Consider the following 14831-nt stretch of genomic DNA (forward strand, 5'->3'; position numbering starts at 1 on the left):
AGCAACAAGTGTGCCGTGTTGGTAGGGGAGTCTCCACCGTTGTCCGCTTGATGTTCCGTATCGTTGGGGTATGGGCGAGCACTTTGACTCCGAGGACCTACATTTCGAGTTTGAACGGAAGTTCCTCGTGAAGGAGCTGCCGAGGGACGTTCTGACCCACGGCTCTCATCAGGTAATTGCACAGGCCTACCTCTTTGCTGAGGAGGGCTATGCCGTCAGGGTGCGGCTGACCTTTCCTGAGACTTCGATCGAGTTCCCGCCATTTGATGAGGCAGTGGACTTTCTTGGTGCATACGAGCGGCGCCAGCTTCACAAGCTTCTCAGGGACGCAGGAGTGTATGAACCTGACCGCCAAAGTCACGCAGTTACGGCAACCATTGCGGTCAAGTCTCCTGCTATCGCTGGTGAGCGCTATGAGACGGAGAACCAGATCGACATTGACGTTGCTTCCCAGATCCTGCGCCGATCTCCCAACATCATCCTGAAGAACCGGCATTCTCTTTGGTATGACGAAGATGGATGGGAATTTGACGTGTTTGGAGGTCAAAACTCTGGGTTGGTGGTCGCGGAATGCGAACGGCTCGGCCCTGTAGTGGATCTCAAGATCCCTACGTTCTGCGTGACTGAAGTCACTGAAGATCTCCGGTTTTCAAATGATTATCTGTCAAAGGAGCCGTGGTGCCAGTGGCGAGCGGTTTTCTCTGCAGAACTCGAAGCGCGCGGTCCGCACTTTCTCAATCTGACGGGTCGCGATGAGTCTTGATGCTCACGTTCCGCATCTTTGCGCGCCAATACTGGTAGTGTGGGTCCGTCAATGCACATAGTGTATATGGGTAGCCATAGCAGTTCTAGGGCTTGGCAGGGCTTCCGTCCACACTTTAGAATTACTACAACTGAATCTGACGTAATATGATGAGCCATCATGAGTCACCACGTCAGCAGTTACAACTGAAATCTTGCGCCTTCCATAGTGATGTGCGCACTGGTAAGTGTGTTTCGTCCCAACTGAGGTGAGCGGGAGGGAATCAACGAATCCCTTGCCAAATTGCTGGGTGGTGCGAGAATGCTGCTGTCGTCTCGCACCGCCCAGTTTTTTACGTGAGGAGCCTGATGAGCGAGCAGTTGCCCGTCTCCGCAATCCATCCCCTAGCTCCAGAGTTCCTCTCTGCTGCGGTGCTCTACCAAGCACCAATTGACTTGGAAGCCGCAGTGGCCCGGATCAACACGATCTGGAATGAAAGCGTGGAACCAGTCTGGGAATCTGTGCCCGCAGGACAACTAGGGGCAGGTTCTTCGGCTGGAAGGATCTACCGGTTCACGCTTGAAGGCATCTTGGTCATGTTGACTCCAGTACCGGAGAAACTTCAGGTGGAACGCGGAAATCTCCCGGACCATTCGTTCTATGTGGCCATTACCTGCTTCGCTCCTCTTGGGGATCAGGCCGGTAATGGAGAGATAGGCGAGGTTGACGATCTTCCTTCGCAGCGCCGCAAGAGGATGCTCACTGCTCACGTAGTACTTACAGAACTCCTCGATGTGCTGCTTCGTGAGCCCGCTGCCGTGGGGGTGTACCGCCAGGAACTGGGAGTGGTTCAGCCTCCAGAGATGATCATCGAACTGGCCAACTCTTTGACTCAGGGCCAAGCGCCGCTGCCGCTGTGGGTGGCTGTTCGGACCTTCCGGCCAGACCTAGCAAACGGCCGCACATTGGGCCTTCCGCTTTTTGGGCACTTGGACTTAGAGGTAGTGGAGTCGGTTCGCAGCGATGAAGAGATGTACTCTTTGCTGGCCAATATCTCCGATTACATCGTGAGTTCGGACGCCTTCCTCATGCCAGGCCAGACCATTGGGTATCGCGATGGTGAGGAACTCCAGATCACGCAGGGCACAAGCCCTACGGACGGTTCTGCCGTGCTGCGCATTCAGTACTAGGACTGCCGCACTGCCTCTCCGATGAGGAAGCGCATATGCCGTGGCAGTGAAGCTCACGTTGAGGTCTGCAATACCTCGGCTATACTTTTTGGTTGTATCCGTGTGGTGGCAGCACCGGATTGGCGCTTGTAGCTTTCGAGCGCCAAGGTTCCTCAACTAAGAAACTCGGGTCAATCATGTCTGCCGCCAAAGCTCGCTTCGCATCAACTCCTCGCGGAATCTCGGATATCGTCGCAGTCTGTTTCGTGGCGTTTCTCTTGCTATCGAACATTGGCGCTACCAAGCTCATCGGTGTGGAGGTCGGCCCGCTCTCGCTCGTGTTTGACGGCGGCGCGATACTCTTCCCGCTCACATACATTCTTGGCGATGTGCTTTCAGAGGTGTACGGATTCGCGTACGCTCGCCGCACAATCATCATGGGTTTCGCTATCCAGATCCTCGCGTCGTTGACGTTCTGGCTGGTTCAGATTGCGCCGGCCGCTGCTGATTACACGAACCAAGAGGCGTTTGAGGCAGTGCTCGGCGTGGTTCCTCGATTCGTTGCTGCCTCTATCATCGGATACTTGGCCGGGCAGATGCTCAACTCATATGTGCTGGTCAAGATCAAGGAAAGCTATGGCGAGAAGCATCTGTGGGCGCGGCTACTTGGTTCAACGGTGGTAGGCGAGGCAGCGGATACGGTGCTCTTCTGCCTCATCGCATGGGTAGGGTCGGCCTCCAGTTCCACCATCCTCAACCTCATGATTACTGGCTACATCTACAAGGTGGCGATCGAGGCACTCTTCCTCCCTATCACGTATAGGGTTGTCAAAGCTGTGAAGCGTGTTGAACCGGGATATGCAGAGGCGGCGCCCGCTTTCGAACTGGCTGAACCGGATCGCGTGATCTAGTTTCAGCGCACATCACATTGGCCGCCACCGGCTTGTGATCGTAATCCGCTTTCGCACGCTCCTCACGTCCCACGTCTGCCCATTCAAGGTGAAAGGTCACCATGGAAACCTCGCCCGCTCCCGCAGAAACTACCACGGGTTTCACTCTCAAGACGCAGCTTGAGTCCGGTGCCCATGGTGAACGAACTGGAAAGCCGCTTGGGCGCACCGGCGTGATCCACACCCCGCACGGAGACATCCAAACACCTGCATTTGTGCCGGTGGGAACCAAAGCAACTGTCAAGGCGGTTCTTCCCGAACTCGTGAAGGATGCTGGCGCACAAGCAGTGCTTGCGAACGCGTACCACCTTTACCTTCAGCCGGGTTCGGACATCGTGGATGATGCTGGCGGATTGGGAACTTTCATGAACTGGGATGGCCCCACCTACACGGATTCTGGCGGTTTCCAAGTTCTTTCGCTTGGTTCTGGCTTCAAGAAGGTGCTTTCCGAGGAGTTCTCCGGTTCCGGTAGAGCAGACACCGAGGTGGCTCCGTCCAAGGAGAGGCTCGCTAATGTCGACGACGACGGCGTGTGGTTCCGTTCGCACCTCAACGGTGACGTCCACCGGTTCACTCCAGAGATCTCGATGCGCATTCAGCATGAGTTGGGTGCGGACATCATTTTCGCTTTTGACGAGCTGACCACTCTGCTCAACTCGCGCGGGTATCAAGAGGAAGCGCTCGAACGCACCCGGTTGTGGGCGCAGCGGTGTTTGAAGGCTCATCAGAGTCTGAGCGAGCAGCGTAACAAGCCCTATCAGCAACTCTTTGGAGTTATTCAGGGTGCCCAATACGAGGATCTGCGCCGCAAAGCTGCTCAGGATTTGGGGAGCATGGAGATTGACGGTCAGCGGTTTGACGGCTTTGGTATTGGTGGCGCGCTGGAGAAGGAGAACCTTGGCACGATCGTGGGATGGGTGGCCGAGGAGCTGCCTGAAGATCGTGGCCGTCATCTGTTGGGAATCTCAGAGCCTGACGATTTCTTTGCGGCAGTTGAGGCTGGTGCTGACACGTTTGACTGTGTGAATCCTTCCCGAGTAGCCCGTAACGCCGCGATCTATTCACCCGATGGCCGGTTCAACGTGACTCGCGCACAGTTCAAGCGCGACTTCGGCCCACTCGTGCCTGATTGCCAGTGCTACACGTGCACGCACTACTCACGCGCATACCTCCACCATGCGTTCAAGGCGAAGGAGATGATCTCCTCAACTCTCGCGACGATTCACAATGAGTACTTCACGATTCATCTTGTGGACCGGATCCGGGAGGCGATGGAGAACGGCACGTATGTGGCCTTCAAAGAGGAGACCTTGGGACGCTTCTACGCGGGCAATTGGGGACGTAAGGCGTAGCGCCGTCGTCGTCAGATCTCGCGGTAGGAGGCTTGGCGCAACGCGTCCATCTGGTTGGGAGTCGGGAACCCCTTTACATCGAATCGAGGTGGCCAGACGTCAGCGGATGCGGCGATTCCTTCTGGCCATACATCGCGGGCCACCACAGACCGAACTGTCACTAGGTCGCCACGATCTTCGTCCCACGGCAGGCCGCTGCCGTGGCGCACAAAGCTGATGAAGTCAGTCGAGGGGATGGAGCCATGGCCATCTGTGCTCTCCCAGCGTGCGGATGAGACCGTGGAACCGGACTTGACATGGCGAGTCTCAAACTCCTTGATGGTACCCAAGTCACCTGGCCATTGCCGCATTGCCAGGGCTTGTGCGGCATATATCCGCTCCCGGTGGGTCACCCGGAGCTCGCTCAGAAGGTCGGCAGCAGGGTGATCAGGTAGCGGAATCCATTCCTGCCAACCGTCAGCTGCCACAGTGTGGGGCAAAGGATAGATGGCATCCTGTTCACCCACACGGTTGCGCAGTGAGGCGAACACGTCCGCGAGGTGCGGATCGTCAGCCATGATCACGAAGAAGCTGGTGCGGCTCGCGGGTACGAACAGTGGCAGTCTGTCACCGTATTCGGCAACCAGCGATTCTGAGACCGTCTGGGTCATGTCTAAGTCCGCGAACCATGAACTTTGGTAATTGGCTGGCCCGGTGAAGATGAACACTTCGGCGCCACCAATCTCCGTGACGCCCAGCTCTAGGCCGGGACGCCCGGGTTGGAGGTTGAGGTGCCGCAGGGAGTTCACAGAGTCTGCGAAAAGTGGGCCGATCTCCGAAGTGAGGCCGCGTTCGCCTAGATCAGAGTAGTAAATCGGTTCGATGGTGTCGGGCTTGTCATCTGCGAGGCCCACTCCTACGAAGTCAGTGAGTGGAATGTAGACCATCGAATCTCCCACGGCGTGGTTGTGAGAGGAGATGAAATAGTCTGCCGCACGGACGATCGGAAGGATGAGTCCGGAGGATTCCTCGCCGTCGAGTTCATCGAAATCTTGCGCAGCTTCCTCGCCATCTGTGAGTTCGCGTTGGCCAGCATCCTGAGAGGTTGCGCCGAAGAGTGCATCGAATGCGGGTCCGAACGGGTTTCCGTTCGGACCCCGAGCCACTTGCGGCCCGAAGCTCTGGTCGCTCAGCGATGTGGATGCCTCGATATCCGATGGGTCATCGAAGGGGAGGGCTTCATCGGGCGATTGCGAAGAGTCGGAAGTACCCGCGTGATTGCCATCCTCCATTCCGGCAGTGCCAGCATTCTGTGCGTCGGAACCTGATCCGTTAGCTGTGGCCGCGCCTTCTTGAGGTCCATCGGCACTGCGGGTATCGCCACCACCGTTGCCATCGCCACCACCGTTGCCATCGCCGTTCACACCTGATCCGGGAGTGCCCTCCGTAGTGCTGGAATGCTTGGCTAGCTTGACACCAATGGCGATGAGGCGATTCAACATCTCCCGACGGGCCGGTTCAGGTGCTTCCTGATTGAGCATCTGGGACGGGCGAAAGCGCACGGTCCGCCCGTCCGCCAGCAAGACATCGAGCCATTCCCCTTCCACATCAATGAACGCTCCGTGAAGGTCGGGATGCTCTGATGCGACTTGAGTTGCCCACTCCATAAAAGATGACATGGGTCTATTGTGACCCAGTCTTGGGCACTGCGCCGAGAAACTGTGATGCAAGCGGGCTTGCTGTTGTACTACTGGCCCACCCGCAAACCGTTCTCGCACCACGGGTTGTGCATTCGTGCTCGGGCTGCAAACCACTCCATGCAGAAATCACCACCTGCCTTTGCCCGCGCCCCAAAGGAATGGATCTCACAAGAAACTCCCGCGTATTTCTGAAAGGATGGATTGCGTGAGCAAAGTCGTTTTTCTTGATGTTGATGGAACCCTTCTCGATCAGTATCAGCAGCTGCCCGATTCAACTAGGCGGGCACTGACGGCCGCGCAGGCGGCGGGCAACTCTTTGATTCTCTGCACAGGCAGATCCAAGCATGAGATCTACCCTTGGTTGCTTTCGGTTGGCTTCATTGGCTTCATCGGCGGGAATGGCGCATACGCGGAAGTGGACGGCCATGTGGTTCAGGACGAACGCCTGAGCCACCCGGAGATTGTTGAGATCTCTTCATGGCTCGATGATCTGGGGGCTGGCTGGCTGTGGCAGTCTCCCGAATCCCTCAATCCATCGCAGAATTTCCTTGAACGTTTCGTTGGGAGATCTGCCGATGGCGGCATCCAGGGAGATTGGTCGTCCTTCGCGGAGCAGATTGCGCCATACGTGCGTGAAGGGATTCCGACGACGGCGTCAAAGGTCACTTTCACTCTCCCGCACAGTTGCGGAGTCACTCTTGATGACGCTCGCGAACACTTCTTAAACCGATACACAATCGTGGACGGATCGATCGTCAACCCAGATGGTCTGACAGGAGAGCTTTCCGCTCTGGGCATGAGCAAGGCGATCGGCTTGACCAAAGTGGCTGATTTCCTCAAGGTTTCGGTTCATGACACAGTGGCCGTGGGTGATTCGGCAAACGATGTGGAAATGCTCTCGGTCGCTGGAATCGGAGTTGCGATGGGGAATGCGACCCCTGCTGCTCGTGCGGCGGCAGACTGGTCTACCACCTCAATTGATGAGGACGGAATCTACAACGCATTCAGGAAGCTCAAGCTCATTCCATAGAGTTTTCAGCTTTGTGAGATACATCTAGACGGATGAAGCCAGCGTTGGTGTAGTCAAGTAGGCTCGCTTTCATGCACAGACTCGCGCACGTCTCACTACGAAACCGTTCCTTCGTCGCACTCGTATGCGTCGTGGCTGCAATACTCGGTGGCATTTCGCTCTCATCCATGCGCCAGGAGCTGATCCCACAAGTTGAGCTTCCTGCGGTATCAGTGGTGGCGATTTCTGCAGGCGCAACGGCCGAACAGATCAGTGATCGCATAGCTGTTCCGATCGAGCAACAGGTGTCTACGATCGCTGAGGTCAGTAGTACGACCACTAATTCGTCGTCGTCGTACGCAATGATCACGGTGGAACTGGAGTACGGCACCGACTTGGCGCGCGCGACCGCCAAGATCGAACAGGCCGTCGATACTGCTTCGGATACCTTCCCTGAGAACACAACGACTCAGGTCACCTCCGGGGGAACCTCAGACATTCCGCTCGCGATGATCGGAGTTACCACCTCTGGGGACGCGGCCTCCACAGCTGACAAGGTGCGCACGGACGTGTTGCCGCGGCTCGAAAAGCTGGATGGAGTGGCGTCTGCTCAGCTTATCGGCGCACCCGAGCAAGAGGTCACCATCTCGCTTGACCAAGAAGCAATGCTTGCCAATGGGGTTGAAGCGTCTGCAATCGCAACCGCACTCGATAACAACGGGCTCTCGATTCCCGTTGGCACGGTTGCACATGAAGGCAACACGTTGGACGTCACGGTAGGTCAATCCATTGACTCAATCGACGGCCTGAAGGCTCTGCCCGTCGCCGCCACGAACCCTGTGACGGGAGAATCGGGGACCGTCACGTTAGGTGACATCGCCGACGTGGCAATTACTGCTGCGGACTCGCAGATGGTCTCACGTATTGATGGTTCAGCCGCTGTTGCGCTCATCATTTATCCCACGGCCAACGCGAACATCATCGACACCTCGAGGGCCGTAAGCGCGGAATTGGACTCCGTCAGGGATTCGCTCGGTGACGTCTCCTTCACGACGATCTTCGACCAAGCCCCATTCATCACCACCTCCATTAACTCGCTTGCTGAAGAAGGCGCGCTGGGCTTGGTCATGGCCGTGGTGGTGATCCTGCTCTTCCTCATGTCGCTGCGGTCCACCATCGTCACAGCGATCTCTATTCCGCTATCGCTGCTCCTAGCGTTCATTGGCATGAACGTGGCGGGCTACTCGCTCAACATCCTGACTCTCTCTGCCCTGACGATCTCAATCGGCCGAGTCGTGGACGATTCGATCGTGGTAATTGAGAACATCAAACGGCATTTGGAATACGGTGAAGCTAAACGCCGTGCCATCCTTATGGCCGTCCGTGAAGTGGCCTCCGCCGTGACGTCCTCGACCATTGTGACCTGCTTGGTGTTCATTCCCGTGGGACTGGTTTCGGGTATGACTGGCGAGCTGTTTAAGCCGTTTGCCTTGACTGTGGTACTGGCGATGGCGGCTTCGCTGTTTACTTCGCTCACCATCGTTCCTGTGCTCGCTTACTGGTTCCTGCGCCCATCAAAGGAAGCGCGGGAGGCTGCTGATGCCATTTCTGCAGTTGGTACGGTTGCCGATGTGCTCGGCACGCAACGTGAGGATGACCGCGAGGCTCGCGTCGCTGAACTCATCACAAAGCGCCAAGCGGAGGCCGAAGCCAAGGAAAAGAGAACGTGGCTGCGGCGTTCTTACCGCCCAGTGTTGCGAAGCTCGCAACGCCATCCTGTAATCACCCTGTGCATTGCCGTAGCGATACTGGTGGCCAGCGGAGCACTCATTCCGCTCTTGAAGATCAACCTGCTGGGCAACACCGGTCAGAATATGGTCTCCCTTTCGCAGCAGGTCCCTGCCGGTACCAGTACAGATTCGATGGTAGAGCGCGCTGCCACATCCGAGAAAGCGCTTGAGAACGTTGCTGGAGTGGAATCAGTAGCCACGATCATTGGTGGAGCGGGCATAGGTGCTTCCTCCACTTCGGCCATTTCGTACACCGTTACCACTGATCCAGACGCGGATCAGGAAGCGATCACGGACTCTCTTGAGGATGCACTTCAGGCGGTAGTGCCCCCGGAGGATTCGGCGTCGGCTTTGGATTCAACCTCGCTCTCATCTTCCACTATTGAGATCAACGTAGTTGCTGGCGACGACGACGCGTTGGCCGATGCCAATGAGAAGCTCCTGGCAGCGCTTGACGGCGTGGAAGGCGCTAAGTCGATCACCTCCAACCTTGATGCCGCGCAGCCTGCCGTTCAAGTTACTGTGAACCGAGATGCCGTAAGCGCTGTAGGACTCACAGAGAACGACGTCGTCGGCCTCATCTCTGCACAGATGGTTTCAGCTTCCATCGGAACGGTGACCATCGACAACACTGACCTGAACATTTATATCGAACTGGCCGATCCGGTCACTTCGCTGGACCAGTTGCAGAACATGACCCTCATGGGCCAGCCGATCGCGGCTTTTGCGACGGTTGAAGAGGTCACCGTGGTTCCGACGGTCGTGACTATCAACGGCCAACAGACTGCCACGATTACGGTTACACCGGAGAACACGGATGACCTCGGTTCTGTCCGCTCGGCAGTCAATGGCATTGTGGCGGATACCGACCTTCCCGCTGGAGCATCCACGACTGAAGCAGGTGCCGGCGAGCAGATTTCCGATACGTTCAGTCAGCTTGGCTTGGCTATGGCCGCTGCCATTCTGCTCATCTACGTGGTGTTGGTGTGGATCCTCAAGAGCTTGGTCCAGCCGGTGCTTCTGTTGGTTTCCATTCCGTTCGCGGCCATCGGAGCATTCCTTGCATTGTTCGCTACGGGCACTCCGCTAGGTATTTCCTCACTGATCGGCATCCTCATGCTCATCGGCATCGTTGTTACGAACGCCATTGTGCTCATGGATCTCATCAACCAATACAGGCGGCGTGGCATGCCTCTTGATGAAGCGATTGATAAGGGCGCTCAACGCCGCGTCCGTCCTATCATCATGACCGCGCTCGCGACCATCGCTGCGATGGCACCCATGGCGTTGGGAATCACGGGCACAGCCGGGTTCATCTCGCAGCCACTTGCCATTACGGTGATCGGTGGCCTCGTTTCTTCCACCCTCCTCACAATGGTCCTCCTGCCAGTGCTATATCGTCTGACTCAGAAGAAGGATCTAGCGGAGATCGAAACCGCAGATAGAGACGAATGAGATGCCGAAGATATCAGCTCCAACGGTCCGTGAGCACCATGAGGCTGTCAAAGCCAGACTTGTGGAGGCTACTGAGCGCCTGCTACGCGAGGGAGGCGTCAAAGCTCTCAGCGCCGGAGCGGTAGCTGAGGAGGTAGGAATCGCCCGCAACTCGATCTATCGGTATGTGGATTCTGTGGAAGATCTCAAGATGCTGGCAATAGAACGTCACATCCCAGAATGGGCTTCGGCGATTTCTCGGAGCGTAGACGAATCGGCTTCTCCCGAGGAGAAGCTGGTGCAGTTCGCACGAGCTTCCCTGCAGCAGAGCGTTTCTTCATCTCACAGCTGGTTCATGGAGTTGATGAGCAGCGCTCATGCCCCCAACAAGCACGCACCGCGCGCCACACAACGCTTCAGCCATGGGATCTCTCCGAGGGAGTCCGCCCAGCATGGAGTGGATGGCATTCACGGTCAGGTAGATACTTTCATAGCCGACCAGTGGGCGGCACTGGACGTGCCACACCAGGCGGTGTGGGCGGCCTACACGCGCAACCTCGTGTTTGAGAGCTTCAAGATTTCGGATCAGGGTGGAACTGCTGATGAGGTGGGCGATGCGTTGGCTGCTGCCATTCACGGATTAGTCAGTGCCGCACGTTCGCAGAAGGCTGCCGAGGTTTCGTGATGAGGGTGGGATGGTCATTGCTTGTTTGCCATTCACAGCGTGATCTCTGCCAAGTTAACCTAGTGTGAGTCCCTCCAGTCGTAGGCTGAAAGAGGAGAGCATGCGGATGCTTCCAGTGCTCCGCAGGCGCGACTCGGCGCGAAGATCTCGCGACTCCAAGAAGGAAGTGCAGTAGTGTCAAACATCCGCGTGGCAATCAATGGATATGGAAACCTCGGTCAGGCAGTTGAGAAAGCTGTTGCGCTGAACCCTGATATGGAGGTCGTTGCGATCTTCACGCGCCGCGACCCTGCGTCCTTGAATGCTGCCACGGAAATGGTAGTGCCAGTGGACGAGATGAGGGATTGGGTTGACAAGGTTGATGTCTGTATCAATTGTGGTGGATCTGCTACCGATCTCGAAGTTCAGACTCCCGAAGCTGCGGCGCTCTTCAACGTAGTTGACACATTTGATACACACGCCCGAATTCCTGAACATTTTCAGGCAGTGGATTCTGCTGCCCGTGCCAACAGTCACCTTGCGCTCATCTCCACGGGATGGGATCCAGGTTTGTTCTCAATTAATCGCCTGCTTGGCGAGGCAATCCTGCCGCAGGGCAGCACCTACACGTTCTGGGGTCCGGGACTCTCTCAAGGGCACTCGGACGCGTTGCGCCGAATTGATGGAGTTGTGGATGCTGTGCAATACACGCTCCCCGTAACCGAGAACGAGGAGCGGATTCTCGCTGGCGAGCAACGTGACTTGAGTACTCGGGAAAAGCACACCCGTCAGTGCTTCGTCGTAGCCCAAGAAGGTGCGGACCTCAAGGCGATCACCAAGGAGATCGTGGAAATGCCCAACTACTTTGCTGGCTACACTACGTCGGTCACATTCGTCACCCAGGAGGAGCTGGATCGCGACCACTCTGGAATGCCGCACGGCGGAACTGTGATTCGGCTTGGCCAGACATCGGAAGGCACAAAGCAAATCATGTCTTTCAAGCTGGCGCTGGACTCCAATCCAGAGTTCACAGGAGCTGTGGTGGCGGCATCTGCCAGAGCTGTTGCGCGGATGGCAATTGAAGGTAACCGTGGAGCAATCACGTTCTTTGACGTTCCACTGGGTAAGCTCTCGCCGCTTGATTCTGGAGCACTGCGCAGCAAAATGCTCTGACTCAGGTCTGCAGGTGACGCCTGTTTCTCTGACTGCTTCTCTTGCTGTCAGAGAAACAGGCGCGCTGCCATCATCGTGCTCAGACTGTGCGCCTAGAATCGTGCGCCTAGAGGCGATCCGCCATTGCGTCCATGTGGGCGTCGTGGGCGGGTCGATGCCTTTGCACCTCGAAATACGGTTAGTTACTGCCCGCAGCTACAGTTTCCGCAGCCACAACCTCCGCCGGCTGATGGTTCGAGCTCAGTGGAGCCGCCAAAAGCTTCGCGAATGAGTGGAGCGGTGCCAACAACGATGTCCTTCGCGTTGCCTTCTGCATCAGTAGCGATGACGAGGTTCATCTTGGTCATCGTGTTCAGCATGGGAGCGCCGCAGTGGTTGATAATGACCGACTGCACCGCGTTCTCTTTCAGGAACGTGACGATCCGAGCGTGATGCGAGCCTTCGGTGCTTGCATCGTGCAGCACGTCCCAACCAACTTCATGCTCATCCCAGCGAACGATGCGATCGTCCTGGACTTCTGCGATAGCGACGTTATGCGCCTTTCCCCAGCGGGGGTCTACCTGACCGTCAGTTGTGACGGGAACTGCAATGATCATGTGATCAGCTTAGGCCACGAGCGGAGCTCAATCGTTCGCCCTGCGCATATTTGCCAAGACGTGCCGTTCCAGTGGCTCGCACGCGAGCAATGCCAGGACTGACAGGCCGATACCAATGAGAATAAACACGCCCACCAGCACAATCGAATCCGTGCTTGGCACAAGTGTGGACGTGGAGTATCCCAGGAATACGCCGATAACGGTCGTGAAGAGTGTGGATAACAACAATGGTCCTAGGATCTGTGCTGCGCGGGAGAGCCCGAAGAACTGGCGAGGGAAGCCAACCTGAGCCAGAGCGTAAGTTTGTGGCGCGCGGTCAAAGACCAATGATGTTTGGTTCATCAGTGTTGAAAGAGCAGCGGAGGCAAACCCAAAAGCCAGCGTAATGAGGACTCCCGTATTGACGTCGTGAAGGAGGGAGACGGAGCCGTCGTCGGACTTATCGAATGGAACAGCGGCCACGAACCCAGCAATGAAAGACAACAAGGCGATGGCACTGACGTTGCGCCAAGCGGTTCGTGGATCATCAAGAATGCGGCGGGTAGCCAGAAGAATCGCGGGTGAACGTGTCAGCGTACCCGGTCGCGCGAGGCTCTGAAGTATGAACGGTCCAACTAGGGAGATGCCTCCAACAACAATCAACAGCATGAAAGCCATAGACACGTAGGTCCACATGTCTGTTGGAGCCCGATCGGTGCGCGTCCACAAAACGAAAGCGGCGATGGCCGCAACGGACGCCCCCACCCGCCAAAAACGCAGGGCTGGATTCGGTTCACGGTTGGCTACTCCAAGCGGAGAGATTCGCACTCGTTGCAGGCCCACGGCTGTAGAGATCAAGGCGATGACCAGCGTAAATGCTAAGACTGCAAAGAACAGCGGGACTGGAAGGCGCATCTGGGCGGGATTAATGTGCTGGTCAATGAACGTAACGCTGCTCCACAGTGGCAGAGTTGCGAAGTAGGCCACCACACCCACAGCGGCCCCCATGATCCACTGAACAACGGTCTCGACCATCGACATGGCGACGGCTTCGAATCCTGTCACGCCCACCAGTCGAAGTGAGGCAAGGCGCTGAGCTCGGCCGCGTGCACCAAGCCGCGCAGCTGACGCTCCCAACGAGAAGATGGGGAACACCAGAAGGCCCCCAGCTCCCATCGCCATACCGAAGTATGCGGTGAAGAGATCGGATTGTTGGCCCCAACCCAAGTGTTCAGCTGTCTGCAGCATGTGCGCCGTAGGATTGGTGGCCCAGCCGGAAAACATCCACACGCCACCCGCCACGGTGAGCGCCATGAGTGCCGAGAGAGCAAAGGACAACACGGCCAGAATATCCAGCCAACCGTCCCCAGAATGCGAACGTAGGCGGGCTGCAGTAAGCCCGGGAGCAAGGCGGAGAGCTTCCATCAGAAGGCACCTCCGCGTGGTTCCGCTGGGAATGATGCTTGTGAACTGCTGTTCGAATGGGGGGAGGAATCGACTCCCGAAGTCGCGGTGGCAGCCGAATCAGCATGGATCCGACCATCGCGGATCTCCACCAAACGACCGCACCAAGCGGCAACTTGGGGATCGTGGGTAACCACGACAAGCGTAGATCCCGTCATGCGTGCGGTGGTGGTGAGCAGCTGCATGACTTCATGGCCGGTGGCCTGATCGAGTGCTCCTGTGGGTTCATCGGCAAAGATGACGGCCGGTTCTCCCGCGAGTGCCCGGGCGATCGCAACGCGTTGTGCTTGGCCGCCAGACATTTCACCGGGGCGCCGGCTCCGTTCGGAGAGCAGACCCAGTTTGCCTAGCCACCTGTCAGATACCGCGAGTGCCTTGCGGCGAGAAGATCCCCGCAACATGAGCGGCACTGCTACGTTTTCGCGGGCAGAGAGCTCTGGAATCAACTGGCCGTCCTGGAAGACGAAGCCAAAGTTCTGAAGCCGAAGCTTCGAGCGAGTGGCGTCATTGAGGCCTGATACGCTGCTTCCTCGCAACGAGACGTCCCCTGCAGTTGGTGCGAGGATCCCTGAGAGGCAGTGGAGAAGAGTGGACTTTCCTGATCCTGACGGTCCCATAATTGCCAACGTTTGGCCGGCCGGAATGGTGATGTCTACGCCCGCGAGGGCGTGGACGCCTCCGAAGTCCTTGACGAGCCCAGAGCCTGTAAGGGCGCGGTCAACGGATCCTGAGTAGGGTGCTGGTGATGTGCTCATGGAATCATTTCATCTCAGAATGGGTCGACTTCCCATGGTGTCACCTGTCCAAAGAGGGTAGGGCTAGCTCTACCA

The 14831-nt window shown here is 57.2% G+C and carries 12 protein-coding genes; 8 read left to right on the top strand and 4 right to left on the bottom strand.

The genetic code is table 11. The annotated features are described in order from the left end of the window. The first annotated feature begins 70 nt into the window (after window positions 1-70). The 4 genes from H2O17_RS00330 (at window position 71) to tgt (ending at window position 4213) form a co-directional block, all read left to right on the top strand. Window positions 71-763, top strand: a complete 693-nt coding sequence (locus H2O17_RS00330; RefSeq protein ID WP_182049837.1) for a CYTH domain-containing protein — start codon at window positions 71-73, stop codon at window positions 761-763. Between the two features lie 347 nt (window positions 764-1110). Next, window positions 1111-1932 carry a DUF4261 domain-containing protein gene (locus H2O17_RS00335; protein WP_182049838.1) on the top strand — a complete coding sequence of 274 codons (822 nt, stop codon included), beginning with the start codon at window positions 1111-1113 and terminating at the stop codon, window positions 1930-1932. A gap of 176 nt (window positions 1933-2108) precedes the next feature. Further along, entirely contained in the window at window positions 2109-2822 is a 714-nt protein-coding gene (locus tag H2O17_RS00340; RefSeq protein WP_182049839.1) for a queuosine precursor transporter, read from the top strand. A 101-nt stretch (window positions 2823-2923) separates the two neighbouring features. Further along, window positions 2924-4213, top strand: coding sequence for a tRNA guanosine(34) transglycosylase Tgt (tgt, locus tag H2O17_RS00345; protein WP_182049840.1), 1290 nt, complete (start codon window positions 2924-2926; stop codon window positions 4211-4213). 11 nt (window positions 4214-4224) lie between these two features. Here the strand turns inward: tgt and H2O17_RS00350 are convergent, their stop codons facing one another. Further along, window positions 4225-5871, bottom strand: coding sequence for a hypothetical protein (locus H2O17_RS00350; RefSeq protein ID WP_182049841.1), 1647 nt, complete (start codon window positions 5869-5871; stop codon window positions 4225-4227). Window positions 5872-6097: 226 nt separating this feature from the next. On the opposite strand from H2O17_RS00350, the gene H2O17_RS00355 reads away from it, so the two are divergent. The 4 genes from H2O17_RS00355 (at window position 6098) to H2O17_RS00370 (ending at window position 11962) form a co-directional block, all read left to right on the top strand. Continuing rightward, window positions 6098-6922 (top strand): Cof-type HAD-IIB family hydrolase, encoded by an 825-nt coding sequence (locus H2O17_RS00355; protein WP_182049842.1) that lies wholly within the window; start codon window positions 6098-6100, stop codon window positions 6920-6922. A 71-nt stretch (window positions 6923-6993) separates the two neighbouring features. Further along, entirely contained in the window at window positions 6994-10146 is a 3153-nt protein-coding gene (locus H2O17_RS00360; RefSeq protein ID WP_182049843.1) for an efflux RND transporter permease subunit, read from the top strand. Window position 10147: 1 nt separating this feature from the next. Further along, window positions 10148-10810 (top strand): TetR/AcrR family transcriptional regulator, encoded by a 663-nt coding sequence (locus H2O17_RS00365; RefSeq protein ID WP_182049844.1) that lies wholly within the window; start codon window positions 10148-10150, stop codon window positions 10808-10810. 174 nt (window positions 10811-10984) lie between these two features. Then, complete coding sequence (locus H2O17_RS00370; protein ID WP_182049845.1) at window positions 10985-11962, top strand: diaminopimelate dehydrogenase; 978 nt, start codon at window positions 10985-10987, stop codon at window positions 11960-11962. Between the two features lie 182 nt (window positions 11963-12144). On the opposite strand, the gene H2O17_RS00375 is transcribed toward H2O17_RS00370, so the two are convergent. The 3 genes from H2O17_RS00375 to H2O17_RS00385 are packed head-to-tail and all read right to left on the bottom strand — an operon-like array spanning window position 12145 to window position 14756. After that, window positions 12145-12558 carry a NifB/NifX family molybdenum-iron cluster-binding protein gene (locus H2O17_RS00375; protein WP_182049846.1) on the bottom strand — a complete coding sequence of 138 codons (414 nt, stop codon included), beginning with the start codon at window positions 12556-12558 and terminating at the stop codon, window positions 12145-12147. A gap of 27 nt (window positions 12559-12585) precedes the next feature. After that, the gene (locus tag H2O17_RS00380; RefSeq protein WP_182049847.1) at window positions 12586-13962 is read right to left on the bottom strand and encodes an ABC transporter permease family protein; all 1377 of its coding nucleotides are present in this window, start codon (window positions 13960-13962) and stop codon (window positions 12586-12588) included. Continuing rightward, window positions 13962-14756: an ABC transporter ATP-binding protein gene (locus H2O17_RS00385; protein WP_182049848.1), complete on the bottom strand. Its 795-nt coding sequence runs from the start codon at window positions 14754-14756 to the stop codon at window positions 13962-13964. Before H2O17_RS00385 ends, H2O17_RS00380 begins: the two co-directional genes overlap by 1 nt. Window positions 14757-14831: the final 75 nt, after the last annotated feature.

Source organism: Changpingibacter yushuensis (assembly GCF_014041995.1).
Lineage (GTDB): Bacteria > Actinomycetota > Actinomycetes > Actinomycetales > Actinomycetaceae > Changpingibacter > Changpingibacter yushuensis.

Excerpts from the sequence above, each read along its gene's own strand:
- H2O17_RS00365 (WP_182049844.1), top strand. The coding sequence starts at position 10,148 with ATGCCGAAGATATCAGCTCCAACGGTCCGTGAGCACCATGAGGCTGTC.
- H2O17_RS00385 (WP_182049848.1), bottom strand. The coding sequence starts at position 14,756 with ATGAGCACATCACCAGCACCCTACTCAGGATCCGTTGACCGCGCCCTT.
- tgt (WP_182049840.1), top strand. The coding sequence starts at position 2,924 with ATGGAAACCTCGCCCGCTCCCGCAGAAACTACCACGGGTTTCACTCTC.
- H2O17_RS00375 (WP_182049846.1), bottom strand. The coding sequence starts at position 12,558 with ATGATCATTGCAGTTCCCGTCACAACTGACGGTCAGGTAGACCCCCGC.
- H2O17_RS00330 (WP_182049837.1), top strand. The coding sequence starts at position 71 with ATGGGCGAGCACTTTGACTCCGAGGACCTACATTTCGAGTTTGAACGG.
- H2O17_RS00350 (WP_182049841.1), bottom strand. The coding sequence starts at position 5,871 with ATGTCATCTTTTATGGAGTGGGCAACTCAAGTCGCATCAGAGCATCCC.
- H2O17_RS00360 (WP_182049843.1), top strand. The coding sequence starts at position 6,994 with ATGCACAGACTCGCGCACGTCTCACTACGAAACCGTTCCTTCGTCGCA.
- H2O17_RS00380 (WP_182049847.1), bottom strand. The coding sequence starts at position 13,962 with ATGGAAGCTCTCCGCCTTGCTCCCGGGCTTACTGCAGCCCGCCTACGT.
- H2O17_RS00340 (WP_182049839.1), top strand. The coding sequence starts at position 2,109 with ATGTCTGCCGCCAAAGCTCGCTTCGCATCAACTCCTCGCGGAATCTCG.
- H2O17_RS00335 (WP_182049838.1), top strand. The coding sequence starts at position 1,111 with ATGAGCGAGCAGTTGCCCGTCTCCGCAATCCATCCCCTAGCTCCAGAG.